Origin of the sequence: uncultured Devosia sp. (assembly GCF_964244875.1) — a bacterium.
Lineage (GTDB): Bacteria > Pseudomonadota > Alphaproteobacteria > Rhizobiales > Devosiaceae > Devosia.
In genome coordinates this window covers 136,041-153,799 of sequence record NZ_CAXTKA010000006.1, presented here as the reverse complement: position 1 = coordinate 153,799, position 17,759 = coordinate 136,041, and the positions used below count along the sequence as shown (strand labels likewise).

11 protein-coding genes are annotated in these 17,759 nt (G+C 66.1%); 5 read left to right on the top strand and 6 right to left on the bottom strand.

What is annotated here, in order from left to right:
- Positions 1-66: 66 nt before the first annotated feature.
- From ACFE8X_RS09450 to ACFE8X_RS09430, 5 genes are all read left to right on the top strand, one after another.
- The gene (locus tag ACFE8X_RS09450; protein ID WP_375451211.1) at positions 67-759 is read left to right on the top strand and encodes a nucleotidyltransferase family protein; all 693 of its coding nucleotides are present in this window, start codon (positions 67-69) and stop codon (positions 757-759) included.
- Positions 756-3,752 (top strand): double-strand break repair protein AddB, encoded by a 2,997-nt coding sequence (gene addB / locus ACFE8X_RS09445; protein ID WP_375451210.1) that lies wholly within the window; start codon positions 756-758, stop codon positions 3,750-3,752. Before ACFE8X_RS09450 ends, addB begins: the two co-directional genes overlap by 4 nt.
- The gene (addA, locus tag ACFE8X_RS09440) at positions 3,749-7,183 is read left to right on the top strand and encodes a double-strand break repair helicase AddA (RefSeq protein WP_375451209.1); all 3,435 of its coding nucleotides are present in this window, start codon (positions 3,749-3,751) and stop codon (positions 7,181-7,183) included. Before addB ends, addA begins: the two co-directional genes overlap by 4 nt.
- A gap of 79 nt (positions 7,184-7,262) precedes the next feature.
- Positions 7,263-7,586 (top strand): thioredoxin, encoded by a 324-nt coding sequence (gene trxA, locus ACFE8X_RS09435; RefSeq protein WP_375451208.1) that lies wholly within the window; start codon positions 7,263-7,265, stop codon positions 7,584-7,586.
- Positions 7,587-7,701: 115 nt separating this feature from the next.
- On the top strand, positions 7,702-9,372 hold the full coding sequence (locus ACFE8X_RS09430; RefSeq protein WP_375451207.1) for a glycoside hydrolase family 3 protein: 1,671 nt from the start codon (positions 7,702-7,704) through the stop codon (positions 9,370-9,372).
- 3 nt (positions 9,373-9,375) lie between these two features.
- Here ACFE8X_RS09430 and ACFE8X_RS09425 read toward each other — a convergent pair whose 3' ends face one another.
- From ACFE8X_RS09425 to ACFE8X_RS09400, 6 genes are all read right to left on the bottom strand, one after another.
- Positions 9,376-10,668, bottom strand: coding sequence for a bifunctional folylpolyglutamate synthase/dihydrofolate synthase (locus ACFE8X_RS09425; protein WP_375451206.1), 1,293 nt, complete (start codon positions 10,666-10,668; stop codon positions 9,376-9,378).
- A 366-nt stretch (positions 10,669-11,034) separates the two neighbouring features.
- Positions 11,035-13,542 (bottom strand): methyl-accepting chemotaxis protein, encoded by a 2,508-nt coding sequence (locus ACFE8X_RS09420; RefSeq protein ID WP_375451205.1) that lies wholly within the window; start codon positions 13,540-13,542, stop codon positions 11,035-11,037.
- Between the two features lie 162 nt (positions 13,543-13,704).
- Positions 13,705-14,682: an acetyl-CoA carboxylase, carboxyltransferase subunit beta gene (gene accD / locus ACFE8X_RS09415; RefSeq protein WP_375451204.1), complete on the bottom strand. Its 978-nt coding sequence runs from the start codon at positions 14,680-14,682 to the stop codon at positions 13,705-13,707.
- A gap of 151 nt (positions 14,683-14,833) precedes the next feature.
- The gene (gene trpA, locus ACFE8X_RS09410; protein WP_375451203.1) at positions 14,834-15,658 is read right to left on the bottom strand and encodes a tryptophan synthase subunit alpha; all 825 of its coding nucleotides are present in this window, start codon (positions 15,656-15,658) and stop codon (positions 14,834-14,836) included.
- Between the two features lie 152 nt (positions 15,659-15,810).
- The gene (gene trpB, locus ACFE8X_RS09405) at positions 15,811-17,022 is read right to left on the bottom strand and encodes a tryptophan synthase subunit beta (RefSeq protein WP_375451202.1); all 1,212 of its coding nucleotides are present in this window, start codon (positions 17,020-17,022) and stop codon (positions 15,811-15,813) included.
- A gap of 60 nt (positions 17,023-17,082) precedes the next feature.
- On the bottom strand, positions 17,083-17,730 hold the full coding sequence (locus ACFE8X_RS09400; RefSeq protein WP_375451201.1) for a phosphoribosylanthranilate isomerase: 648 nt from the start codon (positions 17,728-17,730) through the stop codon (positions 17,083-17,085).
- Positions 17,731-17,759 lie beyond the last annotated feature (29 nt).

Below are 17,759 nucleotides of genomic sequence, written 5' to 3'. Positions count from 1 at the left end.
AGAAGGTGGCGTTTGTCGCGAGGGTGTCTGCTGGACAAGGTCGGCGCTACAAGCTCATATCCGCCCATGGATTCCACCACCCGATTCCCCGATGTGATGCTGCTGGCGGCGGGTCTCGGCATGCGGTTGCGGCCATTGACCGAGACCATGCCCAAGCCGCTGGTGCCGGTTGCCGGCATGTCCCTGATCGAGCGGGTGATGGGCAATGCGCGGGCGGAGGGCGCGAAACGCTTTGTCGCCAATGCGCATTACCGGGCCGAGCAGGTGCTGGCGCACTTCGCGGGCGGGCTGAGGATTTCCCATGAGGAGACGCTGCTCGGCACGGGCGGCGGGGTCAAGCGGGCGCTGCCGATGCTGCATGCGGATCCGTTTTTCGTCATGAACACCGACGCATTCTGGCCTGCGGGAAGCGATCGGCCGCTGGGGCGGATGCTGGAAAAACTCACGGCTGGTGCCGCCGAGATGGCGCTGCTCTGCGTGCACCCCAGCCGGGCAACCGGTTTTGGCCGCAGCCATGATTTTTGTCTCGACCCCATGGGACGAGTGACGCGCGACTATGGCGCGCCGGTGATTTATGGCGGTGTTGCCCTCGTGAGCAAAGCCATGTTCGCCGATACGCCCGAGGGACCATTTTCGTTTTACCGGCTGATCGAGACCGCCTTGGAGCGCGAAACCGTGGTGGGCGTCGCGCTCCAGGCCCCGTGGCACCATGTCGGCGATGCGGCCGGCCTGGCGGCGGCCGAGGCGGCGCTGGCATGAGCATTTTTTCCATTGCCCCCCATGCCAAGTTCCTCGCGACGCTGGCCGACCGCGTGCTGGACGGAACCCTGTTGGGCGATTGGGCGCGGACCGGACCGTTCTGGCTGAGCGATGTGACCATCGTCGTGCCGACACGGCGCGCCAAGCTGGCGCTGGCGGAAGAATTTGCCCGGCGCGGGGCTGGGCTGTTGCCCGATATCCGTACCTTTGGCGGGCAGGTGGAGGACGAGGAGCCGTTCCTGCCGCCATTCGATTTGCCGGTGCTGCCGGGCGCGGTATCGAGCCTGGAGCGGCGGCTGGTGCTGTCCTGGCTGGTGGCGGCCTGGGCGCGGACGGCGCGGGGACAGCAGGCCTTTGCCAATCCGCCCAATGCCGCCGAAATCCTGGCAATGGCGGAATCGCTGGGCGGGCTTGTCGACGAGCTGACCTCCCAGGATGTGGGCGCGCGGCAATTGCAGGACATCGTGCCCGACGATCTGGCGCAAAACTGGCAACAGACGCTGGACTTCCTCAAGATCGTTCTGAGCTATTGGCCCGAGCGCCTCAAGACCGCCAAGACGGCCGATGCGGTATTCCTGCGCAATGCGCGGCTGGACCGGCAGGCGGCTGCGGCCCCGCTCGTTTACGGCGGGCGGCCGGTGATCGCGGCGGGGTCGACCGGCTCGATCCCGGCCACGGCGCGGCTGCTGGCGGCAATCGCCAAGCTGCCGCGCGGGGCAATCGTCTTGCCGGGGTTCGATACCGGCATGACGCCGGGCGGGCATGGGGACTTGCTGAACGACGCCAAGAACCCCCATGGGCATCCGCAATATGGGCTGGCCAAACTGCTGCGCGCCCTGGGGGCCGGCGTCGGCGATGTGGTGGAGCTAGCGCCAACCGAAGCCGAGCGCACAGTGCTGGTGCGGCGGGCCCTGGCGCTGACCGACGATACCGCCCATTGGGCGGACCAGAAACTGTCGGAAGCGGCACTGGTGCGGGCGAGCGAAGGCATAGTGCTGATCAGCGCACGCACCGAGGACGAGGAGGCTCGCGCCGTGGCACTGGCGGCGCGCGACGGGCTGGCAGATGGCCGCACCGTGGGCATTGTCACCCCGGATCGCAATCTGGCGCGGCGGATCGCGGCGGAGCTGGGCCGGTTCGGGGTCCTTGTCGACGATGCGGCAGGCGCGCCGCTGTTCCAGTCGGCGGCGGGGCGGCTGGCGCGCGAAATCCTGGCGCTGGCGGTCAATGGCTGCGGCGCGGTCGACCTGATGGCACTGTTGCGCAATCGTGCGGCACTGTTCGGGATGGACCGGTTTCAGACGAGCGCGCTGGCGGACAAGATCGAATTGGGGCTGTTGCGCGGGCAGCGCGCCAATCCGGGGCTGGCCGGGCTGCGTGCGCTGCTCGACGACAATATCGGACAGCGCACGCCTTATCCGGCCAAACGGCTAAACCCGGACGATGGCGCGCAGATCGAGGCCCTGTTCGCTCGCATCGAAGCGGCGCTGGCGCCGCTGCTGGAGTTGCTCGAGGCGCGCGATACCGATGCGGGGCAGTTTTGCGCCTGCCTGATGGCGGCTTTCGAGGCGGTCGCCGATGGCGCGCACATTCCGGGACGAGGCGAGCTGAACGATTGGGCAAGCGAGCTCGAAAACCAGAAGGGACAGGGCCTGCGGTTCGCGCCACGCGGGCTCGACAGCGTGCTGGCGGCCCTGATGCTGGGGTTCCAGGTGCGCACACTCGAAATCCGGCGGCAGGACATCTTCATCTGGGGGCAGCTCGAAGCGCGGCTGCAGAACCCGGACCTGTTGATCGTGGCGGGGCTCAACGAAGACATCTGGCCCGAGCCGGCCGACCCCGGACCCTGGCTAAGCCGCGGCATGCGGCTGGCCGCCGGGCTGGAGCCGCCCGAGCGGCAGGCGGGGCTGGCAGCCCATGATTTTGCCCAGGCACTGGGCAATGAGCGCGTGATCCTGGCATTTTCCGAACGGCTGGGCACCAGTCCAGCCATCGCTTCGCGGCTGGTGCAGCGGCTGGAGGCGTTTGCGGGCGACGCATGCGCGCGCGCCATGCGGGCAAGGGGCCAGCTTTGGCTGGATGCCGCGCGGCAGCTGGATGCCGTGGCGATGGAAGTGCGCGCCAGGCGGCCACAGCCCAATCCGGCAGTGGCGCTGCGACCGCGCAAATTGTCGGTGACCGAGATCGAGACGCTGATGCGCTCGCCCTACGACATCTATGCCAGGCACATATTGCGGCTGCGGCCGCTGGATGGGCTGGGGGAAAATCCCGATGCGCGCGAACGCGGCAATATCATCCATGACATTTTCGCGCGCTTCGTCACCGAGGGCTGCGACGTGATGGCAGAGAACGCCCTCGCAACGCTCAACGCCATGGCGATCGAGGGGTTTGCCGGGCTCGAGGCGATCGGGGAGCGGCGCGATATCTGGCTGCGGCGCTTCGATACGGCGGCGCGCCGTTTCCTCGACTTCGAGCGCGAACGCAATGCGCGGGTCAAACAGCGGCACGCCGAGATCGCGGGCGAATGGCGCTTGCCGAGCGGATTCACCCTGACGGGGCGGGCCGACCGGGTCGATGAAATGGCCGACGGCACGCTCGAAATCGTCGATTTCAAGACCGGCTCGCCGCCCGACAATCGGGCGATGAAGAGCTTCGAAGCGCCGCAATTGCTGCTCGAAGCCGCAATGGGGGCGGCTGGCGCCATGGCGGGAATCGGCGCGGCCGAGACCGGCGCCTTGACCTATGTGAAGGTGGGGCTGGGGCCCGAAGCCTTTGTGCCCAAGGAGTTCGTGCTGGGCGACGAATGGGGGCTGATGGACGCGGCGGACGAAGCGGGCCGGCGCATGCAGCGGCATGTCGCGGTGTTCCTGTTTGGCGACATGCCGATGGCGGCGCGCATCCTGCCCGTGTTCGGGCAGCGCTTTGCCGGGGCCTATGAGCATCTGGCGCGCACCGCCGAATGGACCGCGGTGGACGGCGAGGAGGAGCCATGAGGGGCAAGCTCGCCATACCGGCGCAAACCTTTGCCAATCAGGCCAAGGCGGCGGACCCGCTCTGGTCGATCTGGGTGGAGGCCAATGCCGGCTCGGGCAAGACCCATGTGCTGACCCAGCGCGTGCTACGACTGTTGCTGGCCAATGTGGCGCCGCAATCGATCCTGTGCCTGACCTATACCAAGGCGGCGGCGGCCGAGATGCGGCGGCGGGTGTCCAAGCTCCTGGCCGACTGGGCCATCGCCAGCCCGGCCGCTCTCGAGACCGAACTGGCCAAAGTGGTGTCCGGGCCGATCGAGGACGATCTGCGGGCCCGGGCGCGGACCCTGTTTGCCAAGGCGCTGGAAACGCCCGGCGGGCTCAAGATCGTCACCATCCACGCGTTTTGCGAATCGGTGCTGCACCGGTTTCCGCTGGAAGCGGGCGTGCCGTTCGATTTCAGCGTGATCGAGGATGACGAGCGGGCGGCGATGATCCTTTCCGCGCGTGAAACGGTTTTGGCGGACGGGATCAAGGCGGGGGCGCATGCCCAGGCCGTGGAAACTCTCTTCGGCCTGCTCAGCGATCATTCCATCGCCGAAGCGATCGCGGCGGCGCTGGCGGATGGGCGCAAGCTGAAAAAAGTCTTGGCCGACCGGCCGGCGGCCAAGGCGCGGTTACGGGCATTGACCGGGTTTGGCGATGGTCCGGACAGCGCCGAGATCGACGCACTGATCGTCAGCCGGCGGCTGGTCGGACCGGTCGAGGTGGCGCGACTGCTCGAGATCTGTCCGCCCAAGGGCGGCCATCGCAGCCTCGAGGACAAGCTGGCCCGGCTCGATGTGCGCCAGCCGACGCCGCAGCATTGGCAAGGCGCGTTCCTGACCAAGGACGACGCCGTTCCGGCCCGGTTTCCCGCCAAGGCGGTCAGTTCAGCCGATCCGGCCCTGGCGGCCCTGCTGCTGGCCGAGGCGGAGCGCCTGGCGGACCTGGCGGGTTTGCGCCGGCAGGCACAGTTGATCGGGCGCAGCGAAGCGGTGCTGGACGTGGTGGGCGCCATTTCGGACAGCTACGAGGCGCGCAAGCGGGCGCGGGCCCTGCTGGATTTCGACGACCTGGTGGAAAAGCTGGGGGATCTGTTCGAGAACCCCCAGCTGGGACCCTGGGTGCAATACAAGCTCGATGCCGGGATCGATCACATCCTGGTCGACGAATCCCAGGATACCAATCTCGAGCAATGGCGGGTGGTGCGGGCCATTGCCGACGAATTCTTTCGTGGCGACAGCGCCGTTACGAGGCCCCGCTCGCTGTTTGCGGTGGGTGACCAGAAGCAGTCGATCTATTCCTTCCAGGGGGCCGAGCCGGCCTTGTTCGGGGAGACCGGCAAGGCGTTCCGGCAATTGGCCGCCAATGCCGAACGGCGTTTCGAATGGCTGCCGCTCCATACCAGCTTTCGCACCCTGCGCGGCATATTGGAGGCGGTGGACATGGTGTCGGACCGCAGCGATATCCAGCAAGCGCTGCTGTCGAGCGAAAAAGTGCATCACGACACCGCGCGCGCCGAGCCCGGCGGCACGGTGACGCTGTGGTCGCCGTTGCAACAGGCCGACGGCGTGATTCAACCCGGGGAATGGCCCATCGAGCCGGTCGAGGCGGAGCGCACGGCCCCGCGCCAGGTGGCCGAGCGCATCGCCGGCGCGATTTCAGGCTGGATCGCTGCTGAACGGCCGCTGGCCAATCGCGAGCGGGCGGTGCGGGCGGACGATGTGTTGATCCTGGTGCAATCGCGCAATGCGCTGTTCGCCGAGATCATCCGGGCGTTGCGCAATGCTGGGATCCCGACGCCGGGGGCGGACCGGCTCAAGGTGAGCGGGCATATTGCGGTGTTGGACCTGCTGGCGCTGTGCGATGTCGTGCTCAACCCGGCGGACGATCTACAACTGGCGGCGTTGCTGCGCTCGCCCCTGTTCGATGTTTCCGAGGACACGCTGTTCGGGTTGGCGCAGCCCCGCGCCCGGGGCGAGACGCTGTGGCAGGCGTTGCAGGCCTGCCCCCTGCCCCCTTGCGTGGCAGCGCTGGACAAGCTCGCGCGCTGGCGCGGCCAGCTCGATTTCGAGCGGCCCTTCGAGTTTCTTGCGGCTGTGCTTTATGCCGAGGGTGGGTTGCAACGCTTTCACGCGCGGCTGGGCCATGAGGTCGACGACGTGTTCGCCGAACTGCTGAAACTGGCGCTGGACCACGAGCAGACCAGCCAGCCGAGCCTGCAAGGGTTCGTTGCGGCGATGCGCGCACGCGACGTGTCGATCAAGCGCGAACTGGCGGAAACCGGATCGGGCGTGCGAGTGATGACGGTGCATGGGGCCAAGGGGCTGGAGGCGCCGATCGTCATCCTGGCCGATGCGGCCAGCCGGCCCAGCGGCAAGCAGTTGAGCACGCCCCTGCATGTGATCGCCGAAGCGCCCGGCCCGCTCCTGATCCACGCCGCCAGCGAAAAAACCCATGTGCCGCAGACCCTGGAGCAGCGCGACAGCATCCGCGCCAGGCTGGACCAGGAATATTGGCGCAAACTTTACGTGGGCATGACGCGGGCGGAGGACGAGCTTTACATTACCGGCGCGCTGACGCCGGGCAAGGACGCCGGCAAGCAACTGGAAGGCACCTGGTATGCCGCAATCGAAGAGGCGCTGCGCCCGCTTGGGGAGAGCCAGGTGGATGAGCAGGGCCGCGAAACGGCGCTGATCTATCCCAAGGTCCGGCCGCGGCCCAAGCCGGTCGTTTCCACCACGCCCGCCACTGTCGCGCCCGCACCTGCCACCGTTCTGGCGCCCCTGCCCACCTATGTCGCCACGCCCGTGGTCAGCCCTTCCTCAGCCCAGCAACATGCCGGCATCGGTGTGCTGGACAGCGCCGCCGAGCGGCTCGTGGATGCGGATATGGCGCGCCAGGAGGGCCTGGCGCTGCATGCCTTGCTGCAGCATCTGGGCAAGATCGATCGCGCGCTCTGGCCCCTGGTGGTGCCCCGGGCCATGCCGGTCCTGCTGCCGGGCGCGCCGGTGCGGCACCAGGCCATCGGCGAGCGGGCGATGTCGATCCTGCAGCGGCCTGAACTTGCGCAGCTGTTCGGCATCAACAGCCGGGCCGAAGTGCCGTTCTTGATCAAGGCCCGGCGCCGGGGAGAACCGGTGCAGCTGGCCGGCAGGATTGATCGGCTGGTCGTTGACGACTCCAGTGTAATAGTGGTGGACTACAAGTCCGACGCGAACGTGCCGGATAGCCCGGAGCAGGTGGCACAAAATTATCGAACGCAGCTGGGACTTTATGCGTTGGTTGCAGGTCAGCTGTTCCTCGGACGGACCGTGCATGCAGCTATTCTGTGGACAGCATTGGAATCACTGATGTATCTGCCGCCAGACTTGCTGGCGGCAGCGCGCGCCGAGTTCACCCTTGGGTGAGCTAACTTGAAGACAGGCTGGACTCGCACCAGCTTTTGGATCACACAAACCGTCGCTTTCAACCCCAAAGGCAAACTTCATGACTCAACATGTTTCCGACGCCGATTTCGGCGAGGAAGTCCTTAACTCCAAAGAGCCCGTCCTCGTGGATTTCTGGGCAGAGTGGTGCGGGCCTTGCCTGGCGATCGCCCCGGTGCTCGACGAGTTGTCAACCGAGCTGACCGGCAAGGTCAAGATCGTCAAGCTCAATGTGGACGAAAACCCCTCGACCACCGCCAAGTATGGCGTGCGCTCGATCCCCACCATGATCCTGTTCAAGGGCGGGGAAGCCGCCGACATGAAAATCGGCGCGGGCACGCCCAAGGCAGGCCTGACCAAGTGGCTGACCGGACACGCAGCTTGAGGCTGACTTGATCGCCTGCAAAACACCGCTGGAGCAGTCCGGCGGTGTTTTTGTTTGTGCCGACGCGGTCAGGCTCTGCTAGTTTTGCAAAAAACCAGGACCTGGAGGTGCCGCGATGGCAGCGATCGATCTGGCGGCAGCCCCGTTCAACCTGGACGAGGATGGACAGGCCTGGGTAGCGACGACGCTGGCGAGCCTCACGCCGCGCGACAAGCTGGCACAATTGTTCGTGTTGATGGTGCGCGGCGAACCGAACGCCGTGCTGGAGGGATTGCTGCGGTTCAAGCCGGGCGGCATCACCCGGCTGTATACACCCGATCTCGAGGACGAACTGGGGCTGGCCCGCGACTTCATCGCCGGCAGCGCGATTGCGCCGCTGATCAGCGCCGATCTCGAGGGCAGCCGGATGAGCCTGCCGTTCGGCACGTCCGTGCCCAATCCGCTGGGCCTTGCGGCGGTCGACGATGTGAGCGCCACCGAGGCGATTGCCGGGATCATGGCGCGCGAAGCCCGCGCGGTGGGGCTGAACTGGAGCTTTACCCCGGTCATCGATATCAATGCGGCGTTCAAAAGCGCCATTGTCGGCACGCGTTCCTATGGCAGCGAGGTGGACCGGATCGAGCGTCATGCCCTAGCCCAGATCGCAGCTTTCCAGGGCGAAGGGGTCGCGGCGACCGTCAAGCACTGGCCGGGCGAAGGGTTCGACGCGCGCGACCAGCATCTGGTCACGACGGTCAATCCTCTGGACATCGCCCATTGGGAGGCAAATTTCGGGCGGCTGTACCGTGCGGCGATCGAGGCCGGGGTGATGGCGGTGATGGCGGGCCATATCGCTTTTCCCGCTTTCGTGCGCGCGCTTGATCCCCAGGCGGGCGAGGAGGCGTTCCGGCCGGCATCGATCAGCGGGGCGTTGAATCAAGGACTGCTGCGCGAGCGGCTGGGCTTTAACGGATTGATCGTCTCGGATGCCACGGCCATGGCCGGGCTGGGCGATTGGGGTCCGCGCGACATCACCTTGCCCGAAGTGGTCGCCAATGGCTGCGACGTGATCCTGTTCTCGGACGAGCCGGAAGCCGATCTGCGGCGGCTGGTTTCGGCGATCGCCGATGGCCGGCTGACCCAGGAGCGGGTGGACGCGGCGGTGACCCGCATCCTGGCGCTGAAGGCTGCGCTTGGCCTGCACAAGCGCCAAGCGCCGTTGAGCGTGACGGCAGCGCGGGCGGTGCTCGACGATCCGGCGAGCCAGATCACCGCACACTCGGTCACCAGCCGCGTGCCGACACTGGTCAAGGACAAGCAGAACCTGTTGCCGCTCAACCCGCACAAGCATAGGCGGATATTGGTGTTTTCGGGCGATGTCGTCCTGCCGCTGGCGCCCGGGCCAGTGGCGCTGAGCCTGCCGGACCTGCTGGTGCGCGAAGGCTTCGAGGTCACGCGGTTCAGCCCCGGCATGGCGGTCAATCCCAAGGCGTTCGATCTGGTGCTGTATCTGTTCGGGGAGGAAACGCTGCTGACGCGGGGCAGTATTTTCCTCGATTGGATGAAACTGACCGGCAGTCTCTTTGGCGCCATGCACCGCTATTGGCACGAGGTGCCCACACTGATGATCTCGTTCGGTTATCCCTATTATCTGTACGATGCGCCGCGGGTGAAGACCTATATCAACGCCTACGGCACCAGCGAGCCGATCCAGGCCGCGGTGCTGGAAGCGCTCGTGGGGCGCACGACCTTTGCGGGCACCAACCCCGTCGATCCGTTCACGGGAAGCGAGCAGGGGAAATATTGAAGGTCAGTCCGGCACCGTGCCGTTGCGGTGCAGCACCTGGCCGGCAAGGTAGAGCGAGCCGGAGATCACCACGCGGGCATTGGGCACCGCCCCCGCCGCGCGCAGTGCAGCCGCGATCGAGCGGACGGGCGCGGCGTCGAAACCGGCCTCTTGCGCCTGCGCGGCGATGAGCTGAGCCTTGTGGGCATTGGGTTCGCCGGGAATGGTCAGCGTCAGAATGCGCTGCGCCATGCCGGCGAATGGGGCCAGTACATCGGCGGGCTTGCGGGTGTTCATCATGCCCATGATCAGGACCAGCGGCGCCGGGCGAACGGCGTTCATGTCGGCCAAGGCGCGCGCCAGCGCGCGCGTGCCATGCGCGTTATGGCCGCCATCGAGCCAAAGTTCGGCGCCGGCACCGAGCAGGTCGCGCAGCGGGCCCTGCATCGGCGATAGCCGCGCGGGCCAGGTCACCGTTTGCAGGCCCGTGGCCATGGCGTGCTGATCCACCGGCAAGGCAAAATGGCGAATGGCGGCGATGGCGGTGCCGGCATTTTCGAATTGATGCGCACCAACGAGGCGCGGCCGCGGCAGATCGAGCAGGCCCGTCTCATCGGTATAGACCATGCGGCCATCCTGCTCATAGGCGTCGAAATCCTGCCCCGCGACGAAGGGGACAACGCCGAGACGGCGGGCGACCCTGTCGATGCTGGCAAGGCCCTCGTCGGCCTGACGGGCAATCACTGCCGGGGCGCCGCGCTTGAGGATGCCGGCTTTTTCCACCGCGATGACCCCGATGGTATTGCCCAGGAAGGCCATGTGGTCGAGGTCGACCGGGGTGATGATGGTGCCCAGGGGATGCTTGACCACGTTGGTGGTGTCATGCGTGCCGCCCATGCCCACTTCGAGCAGCACGTAGTCGGCGCGCGTTTCGGCGAATAGCACGAAGGCGGCGGCAGTGGTGATTTCGAAATAAGTGATGTTCTGGCCGGCATTGACCGTTTCAAGCCGTTCCAGCACCCCATTGAGGCGGCGGCTGGTGACCAGCTTGCCGGCCAGGCGGATGCGTTCGTTGAACCGCACCAGATGGGGGGAGGTATAGACATGCACCGATTTACCCGACGCCTCGAGCATGGCGCGCAGGAAAGCGACGGTCGAGCCCTTGCCATTGGTGCCGGCGACATGGATGACGGGGGGAATGTGATCCTGCGGGTTGCCCAGATCCTCCAGCAGCCGGTTGAGGCGCTCGAGACCCATGTCGATCAGCTTGGGGTGCAGCCTTGAAAGGCGCTTGAGGATAGCGTCGGTGCGCGACATGAAAGCGGTCCGGGTGGTTGGACCGATGGGTTAGCGCGCAATCGCGGCGGGCTCAATGGGGATGGACGTGTGCCGCTGCAGTCTTTATCGCCTCGCCCCCTCCGGGGCAGCTCTGGCGCATGGGCTTGGCACGATCGTGCTAGTCCCACAGAACCGCTCCTCCCCTTCGATGGGGAGGTTGGGTGGGGTGCGGGAGCCGCGATACTGGTGTTAGTCAACCCCCACCTTGATCCTCCCCCTGGCAGGGGGAGGCGTCGACTGCGGCATTGTCGTCAGGGGCTTGATCATAGGCAATAGCCTTGCCCCCGATGGGAGACGCAAACTCCACCAATCCCGTTTGGGGGACGGCAGCCGAGAACCCTCGTCTCAGAACTCGCTCCAGTCCTTGTCCACCGCAGTTGCCGTATTGCCGCGGCGCAGATAGGTGCCGGCTACGGCCTTGAGTTTTTCCTGCATGCCGCGGATGCCGGCGGGTGGGGTGACGGCCGCCGGGCGGGCTGGGGCGCGGGGCGGGGCTTCGGCGAGGGTAAAAATATCGACGATGCGGTCGAGTTCGCTGGCCTGGGCCTCGGTCTGCTCGATAGCGGCGTTGGTTTCCTCCACCAGGGCCGCGTTGTGCTGGGTCATTTCATCGAGCACCTGCACGGCGGTGCTGACCTCGCCGATGGACACGGCCTGCTTGCGGCTGTCGTGGGAGATGGCCTGCAGCGCCGCGGTATTTTCGCGGATGGCATCCAGCATGCTGGAAATCTTGCCGGCGGCATCGGAGACCAAGCGCGAGCCGCCGCGCACTTCGTTGGCGGATTGCTCGATCAGCGCCTTGACGTCCGAGGACGCACTCGCCGCCGATTGCGCCAGGCGGCGCACTTCGACGGCCACTACGGCAAAGCCCTTGCCGGCGTCGCCGGCGCGGGCTGCCTCGACCGAGGCGTTGAGCGCCAAGAGGTTGGTCTGGAACGCGATGTCGTCGATCAGCCCGATGATGTTGGAGATCTTGCCCGAGGATTGGGTGATGCGTTCCATGGCATCGTTCGCCTGCGCCATCACGGCGCCCCCGCCCTCGGCGACGCGGGTGACGTTTTCGGCCTGCTGGCTGGCGGCCTCGGCTTTCTTGGCATTGTCGAGGACGGTGGCGGAGAGTTGTTCGATGGCGGCCGAGGTCTGCTCGATGGTGGCGGCCTGCCGCGTGGTGCGCTCGCTCAGATCGTTGGCGCCCGCCAGGATTTCCCCGGTCGCGGTCTTGAGCGCGCCCGAGGTGATGCGCAGCTGGCCCACGATTTCGCCGAGTTTTTCGGCCACCGCATTGGTGTCGTCCTTCAACCGGGCGAAAGCGCCCTCATAGTCCCCGCGCACGCGCAGGGTGAGGTCGGTATCGGCCAAGGCCGACAGGACCTGCCCGGTTTCGCCCAGGCCGCGATCGACGGTTTCGACCAGATCGTTGACGCTCTTGGCCAGGCTATTGAGCTCGGTATCGGGAAATTGGGCATCGACGCGCTTGGAAAAATCGCCGGCAATCGCAGCATCGACCACGGCGCCGAAGGCCGATTGCAGGGACTGCATCATGGCGGCCCGATCGGCCTGGGTGGCAATGATCTGCGCGGCCTCGGCCTCGGTCATGCGGGCGACCTTCTGGCCGTTTTCGCGGAACACCTCGACAGCGCGGGACATGGCGCCCAGCTCGTCGGTGCGGCCGGCGCCCTTGACGGCAATGTCCAGATTGCCCTCGGCCAGATCCTGCATTGCCCCGGTGAGCAGGGTAATGGGGCGGGTGATGCTGCGCGAAAACAGCCAGCCGGCCAAGGCAACGACGGCGAGGAGCGCCGCGCCGATCACGAGCATCATGTTGCGCATATTGATGACGGGGGCCAGAACTTCGCTGCTGGCCATCACCGCGACAACGGCCCAGGGGCCGGCACGGGTGGCCACAGGCGCCGCCGCGACCAGCATTTCGGTGGCCCGATAGGCGGTGGAGGTGCCTTCGCCGGGGGTGCCGGCCAGTGCCGTATCGAGCGCCGGGGCGGCAAAACTGGTGGCCAGCGCGTCATTGGCGTCGGTAAACGTGGAGTCCGAACGCAACAGTCCGTCCGGGCCGACGACGATCGCCTCGCCGGTCTGGCCGAAGCCGGTGCGATTGCCGATCACCGCGTCGAGCCGTTCGGAGGGAAGCTGGAACGCCAGGACGCCGATCTTGCGGCCGGTGGCGTTGAACACCGGCTTGGCAAAAAAGCTGGCAGGCAGCCCACCCGCAGCGGCATAGGGCGCGAAATCGGCGAACACCAGATCGTCGGGATTTTCGATGGCGACCGCTTTTTGAAACACCTGGCCCAGCGCCGAGCCGGCCAGTGGGCCATCAACGAAATTGGTGCCGAAGTCTTCGGCCTTGTCGACCGAATAGACCAGCGCGCCCTTGAGATCGAACAGATACAGATCGCGATAGCCGCGCTGGGTGATCTGGGTGCGATAGCCGGGATGGAAACGGGTATGGGTGACGTCGTAGGTGCCGGTGGTGCCCAGGGTGTCCAGCGCCGCCAGGTTGGCCGGATCGGGATTGTCGGTCACATAGAGCGTACGCACTTCCTCGGTGGGATTGACCTTGAAGCTCAACCAGGCGCCGCCGAAATCACGCAGCGCCTGCACCGTGGCTTCGGAGCGCGAGGTGGCGGTCAGGTCGTCCTCGACCGCCTTGAGATAGGTGGAGACCTGGCTCGCCCGCTCGGAGGCCAGAGTCAGCAGATTGGTCTCGGCCGCGTTCTGCAGGGCTTGCGAGCCGATCAGATAGCTGGCGCTGCCGACGCCGATACTGACCAGCAGCGCCGAGCCGATCAGGGCCAAAGGCAGCTTGCGGGCAATCGACATCGAGCGGAATTTGAACATGGAGCGTCCCCTGGCCTGTCTGGCCAGAGGTCGGGCGCGTTCAGACGCGCCGACACTGGCAGCGCGCAACACTAGCCGGAACGGGGTTAAGTGCCGGTAAAGGCAACAGGGCGGGCGCGCTCAAATGCGGCTCAGCACGCGTTTTATTGGCGCGGTCGTGCCCTATTCGGCGTGGACGGCCGGGGGCGGCAGTGCCAGGTCATCGTCGCCCTCGGCGGCGACAGCCGCATCGCGCAGGCTGACACGGGTGGTGATTGTTAGGGCGCTGGTGGACAGCTCGTCCACGGGCTCGTTGCGCATCAAGATGCCGGCGAGCGAGCCAATGGTGGAGCGCAGCTTGTGGCGATGCACGACCATGTCGACCATGCCGTGCTCGTACAGATATTCGGAGCGCTGGAAGCCCTTGGGCAGCTTTTCGCGAATGGTCTGCTCGATGATGCGGGCGCCGGCAAAGCCGATGCGCGCGCCCGGCTCGGCGATGTGGATGTCGCCCAGCATGGCATAGGAGGCGGTAACGCCGCCCGTGGTCGGATCGGTGAAGACCACGAAAAACGGCAGCCCCGCCTCGCGCAGGCGCAGCACCGCCACGGTGGTGCGCGGCATCTGCATCAGCGAAAAAATGCCCTCCTGCATGCGCGCGCCGCCCGAGGCGACAAACAACACGAAGGGCGTCTGCCGGCTGGCCGCAGTTTCGAGGCCGGTGATGATGCCCTGCCCGGCCGCCATGCCGAGCGAGCCGCCGATGAAATCGAAATCCTGCACCGCCACGGTCATGTCACGCTCATAGAGCTTGCCGGTGGCAACGATGACGCTGTCGTCGAAACCGGTCTTGACCCGGCCTTCCTTGAGGCGATCGACATAGCGCTTCTGGTCGCGGAACTTGAGCGGATCGACCGGCACGGCAGGAACGCCCACGAGATGGTACTTGCCGCCATCGAAAAAGGTTTCCAGCCGATCGGCCGGCTTGATCTTCATGTGGTAGCCCGAATTGGGCACCACCCACTGGTTGGCTTCCAGATCGCGATAAAACACCATCTCGCCCGACTCGGGATCCTTGACCCACAGGTTCTCGGCAATCTCGCGCTTGTTGCCGAGAATGGAGCGGATCTTGGGGCGGACGAAGTTATCGATCCAGTTCATGGTCTTTGGCCTCGCAGGGTGCAGCTCGCTTGAGGTAAGCGGCAATTGTGGCGAATGTTATCAGGGGATGACGGCAGGGCAAAGGTCGGCGCGAAGGAGTACCGCCAACCTGACCTCCTCCTGCCAGGAAAGGTCAGGTGGGGGTCGGCGCCTATGCGCGCGCCCGCTTCACACCGGCTGCCAGGTCCGCCACCAGCGCCCGCACCGCGCCCACCGTCCGGTCCGTCGCCTTGCCCTCGTGCAGGGATCTGGCGACGGCATCGACCAGCACGGTGCCCACGACGATGCCATCGGCGTGGCGACCGAATTCGGCGGCGTCATCGGCGGTCTTGATGCCGAAGCCCACGGCCACGGGCAGGTCGGTATGGCCCTTGATGCGCTCGACCGCGTCCCCGATGGCGCCGCGCGCCGTGATGGCGGCGCCGGTAATGCCGGTCATGGAGACGTAATAAACAAAACCCGAAGTGTTCTTGAGCACTGCCGGCAGGCGCCGGTCATCGGTGGTCGGGGTGGTCAGGCGGATGAAGTTGAGGCCGGCGGCCAAGGCGGGCAGGCAGAGTTCGCCATCTTCCTCGGGCGGCAGGTCGACGACGATCAGGCCGTCGACGCCGGCGGCTTTGGCGGCGGCAAGGAAGCGATCGACGCCCATGGCGTAGATGGGGTTATAATAGCCCATCAGCACCACCGGGGTGGTCTCGTCCTTGCGGCGGAAATCCTCGACCATGGCGAGCACGCCGCGCAGGGTCTGGCCCGAGGCCAAAGCCCGCTGCCCGCCCAGCTGGATGGCGACGCCATCGGCCATGGGATCGGAAAAGGGCATGCCCAGTTCGATGATGTCGGCGCCCGCCTGCGGCAGCGCCTCCAGAATCGCCTGGCCGGTGGCGAGGTCCGGGTCGCCGGCCATGACGAAGGTGACCAGCGCCGGACGGTTTTCACGCTTGAGCGCGGCGAAGCGGGTGTCGATGCGGTTGGTCATGCTTGGGGGCTTTTTGGTTCGCTCAAAATATTGGGCCGACGACGGGCTTGCCGACTGAAGGAGGAATTGTCCAAGAGGTGTGCATTCCGCCAAACAAATCCTCATCCCGTCCAGCGAAAAATTGGATGGTGTTGGTGAAGCACGACAACACGCTAGAGCAGCCCCAGATATTTGCCGACGCTCTCGACGTCCTTGTCGCCGCGGCCCGACAGGCAGAGGACCACCGACTGGTCCTTGTCCATGGTGGGGGCAAGCTTGATCACCTCGGCCAGGCCATGGGCGGATTCCAGCGCCGGGATGATGCCCTCGAGCCTGGTGCAGAGCTGGAAGGCGTCGAGCGCCTCCTTGTCGGTAATCGGCACGTAAGTGACGCGCCTGGTGTCGTGCAGGAACGAATGTTCGGGGCCGACGCCGGGATAGTCGAGCCCCGCCGAGATCGAATGACCTTCCAGAATCTGGCCGTCCCGGTCCTGCAGCAGATAGGTGCGGTTGCCGTGCAGCACACCGGGGCGACCCCCGGTCATGGAGGCAGCGTGGCCGTTTTCGACGTCGATGCCGTGGCCGCCCGCTTCGGCGCCGTAGAGGGCGACCTCGGGATCATCGAGAAAGGCGTGGAAGGTGCCGATGGCGTTGGAGCCGCCGCCGACGCAGGCCACGACTGCGGCGGGCAGAATGCCCTCGGCCTTGTGGAACTGCTCCTTGAGCTCGGTGCCGATGACGGACTGAAAGTCGCGCACCATTTCGGGATAGGGATGGGGGCCCGCGGCGGTGCCGATCAGGTAATAAGTATTCTCCACATTGGTGACCCAGTCGCGCAGCGCCTCGTTCATGGCGTCCTTGAGCGTGCCGGCACCGGCAGTGACGGGGCGCACCTCGGCGCCCAGCATCTTCATGCGCAGCACGTTGGGCATTTGCCGCTCGACGTCGGTTGCGCCCATGAAGATGACGCAGGGCAGATCGAACTTGGCGCAGACCGTGGCGGTGGCGACGCCGTGCTGGCCGGCGCCGGTTTCGGCGATAACGCGGGTCTTGCCCATGCGCTTGGCCAGAAGGATCTGGCCCAGGCAATTGTTGATCTTGTGGGAGCCGGTGTGGTTGAGCTCCTCGCGCTTGAACCAGACCTTGGCGCCACCCAGATGCTCGGTCAGGCGCCTGGCGAAATAGAGCGGGCTGGGTCGGCCGGCATAGTTGGTCGACAGATCGCCCAGCTCGGCCGCAAAAGCCGGATCGCGCCTGGCGGCGCGGTAGGCGGCCTCCAGGTCCAGGATCAGCGGCATCAGCGTTTCAGCGACAAAGCGGCCGCCATAGATGCCGAAGCGCCCTTGCTCGTCGGGGCCATTGCGCAGGGAATTGATGCCATCCATATCGTTGCGCCTATCTTGGTCAGGGCCGCCCGCAGCCAGGAATGGCCAAGGCGGTAGGGACTACCGGGCTGCCCGGGCGTTGCGGATGAACGCCTCGATGAGCCTGGCATCCTTGACGCCGGGGGCGCTCTCCACCCCCGATGAGACATCGACACCGAAGGGGCGGACCTGTTTGATCGCCCCGGCGACGTTGTCCGGCGTCAGCCCCCCCGAAAGCATGAACTCCAAGGCCGGGTCAAGCGCCTTGAGCAAAGTCCAGTCAAAGGTGTCGCCCAGGCCTCCGGGGCGGTCGGCGCCCTTGGGCGGCTTGGCATCGAGCAAGATACGGTCGGCGACATCGACGAAATCGGCGACATGGGCGACGTCCTCGGGCGAGCCGATCGGCAGCACCTTCATGATCTCGACGCCGGCTTCGGCCCGAATGGCCTCGACCCTATGCGGGGTTTCGGGTCCGTGCAGCTGGATCCAGTCGGGGCCCAGCGCTGCCACTTCGGCCACGCAGGAATTGTCGGGATTGACCAGCACCACGCAGGTCTGGACGCGACCGCGCGCCTCGGAAATCAGGGACGCGACCTCCTCGATGCTGACGTGGCGTGGCGAGCGCACGAAGTGCATGAACCCCACCATATCGGCCCCGGCCGCGATCGTGGCTTCCAGGATATCGGGTGTCTTGATGCCGCAGATTTTGATGATCAAAGGTTCGGCCATCAGGTCGTCATGCTCGGTTGGGGGGAAAA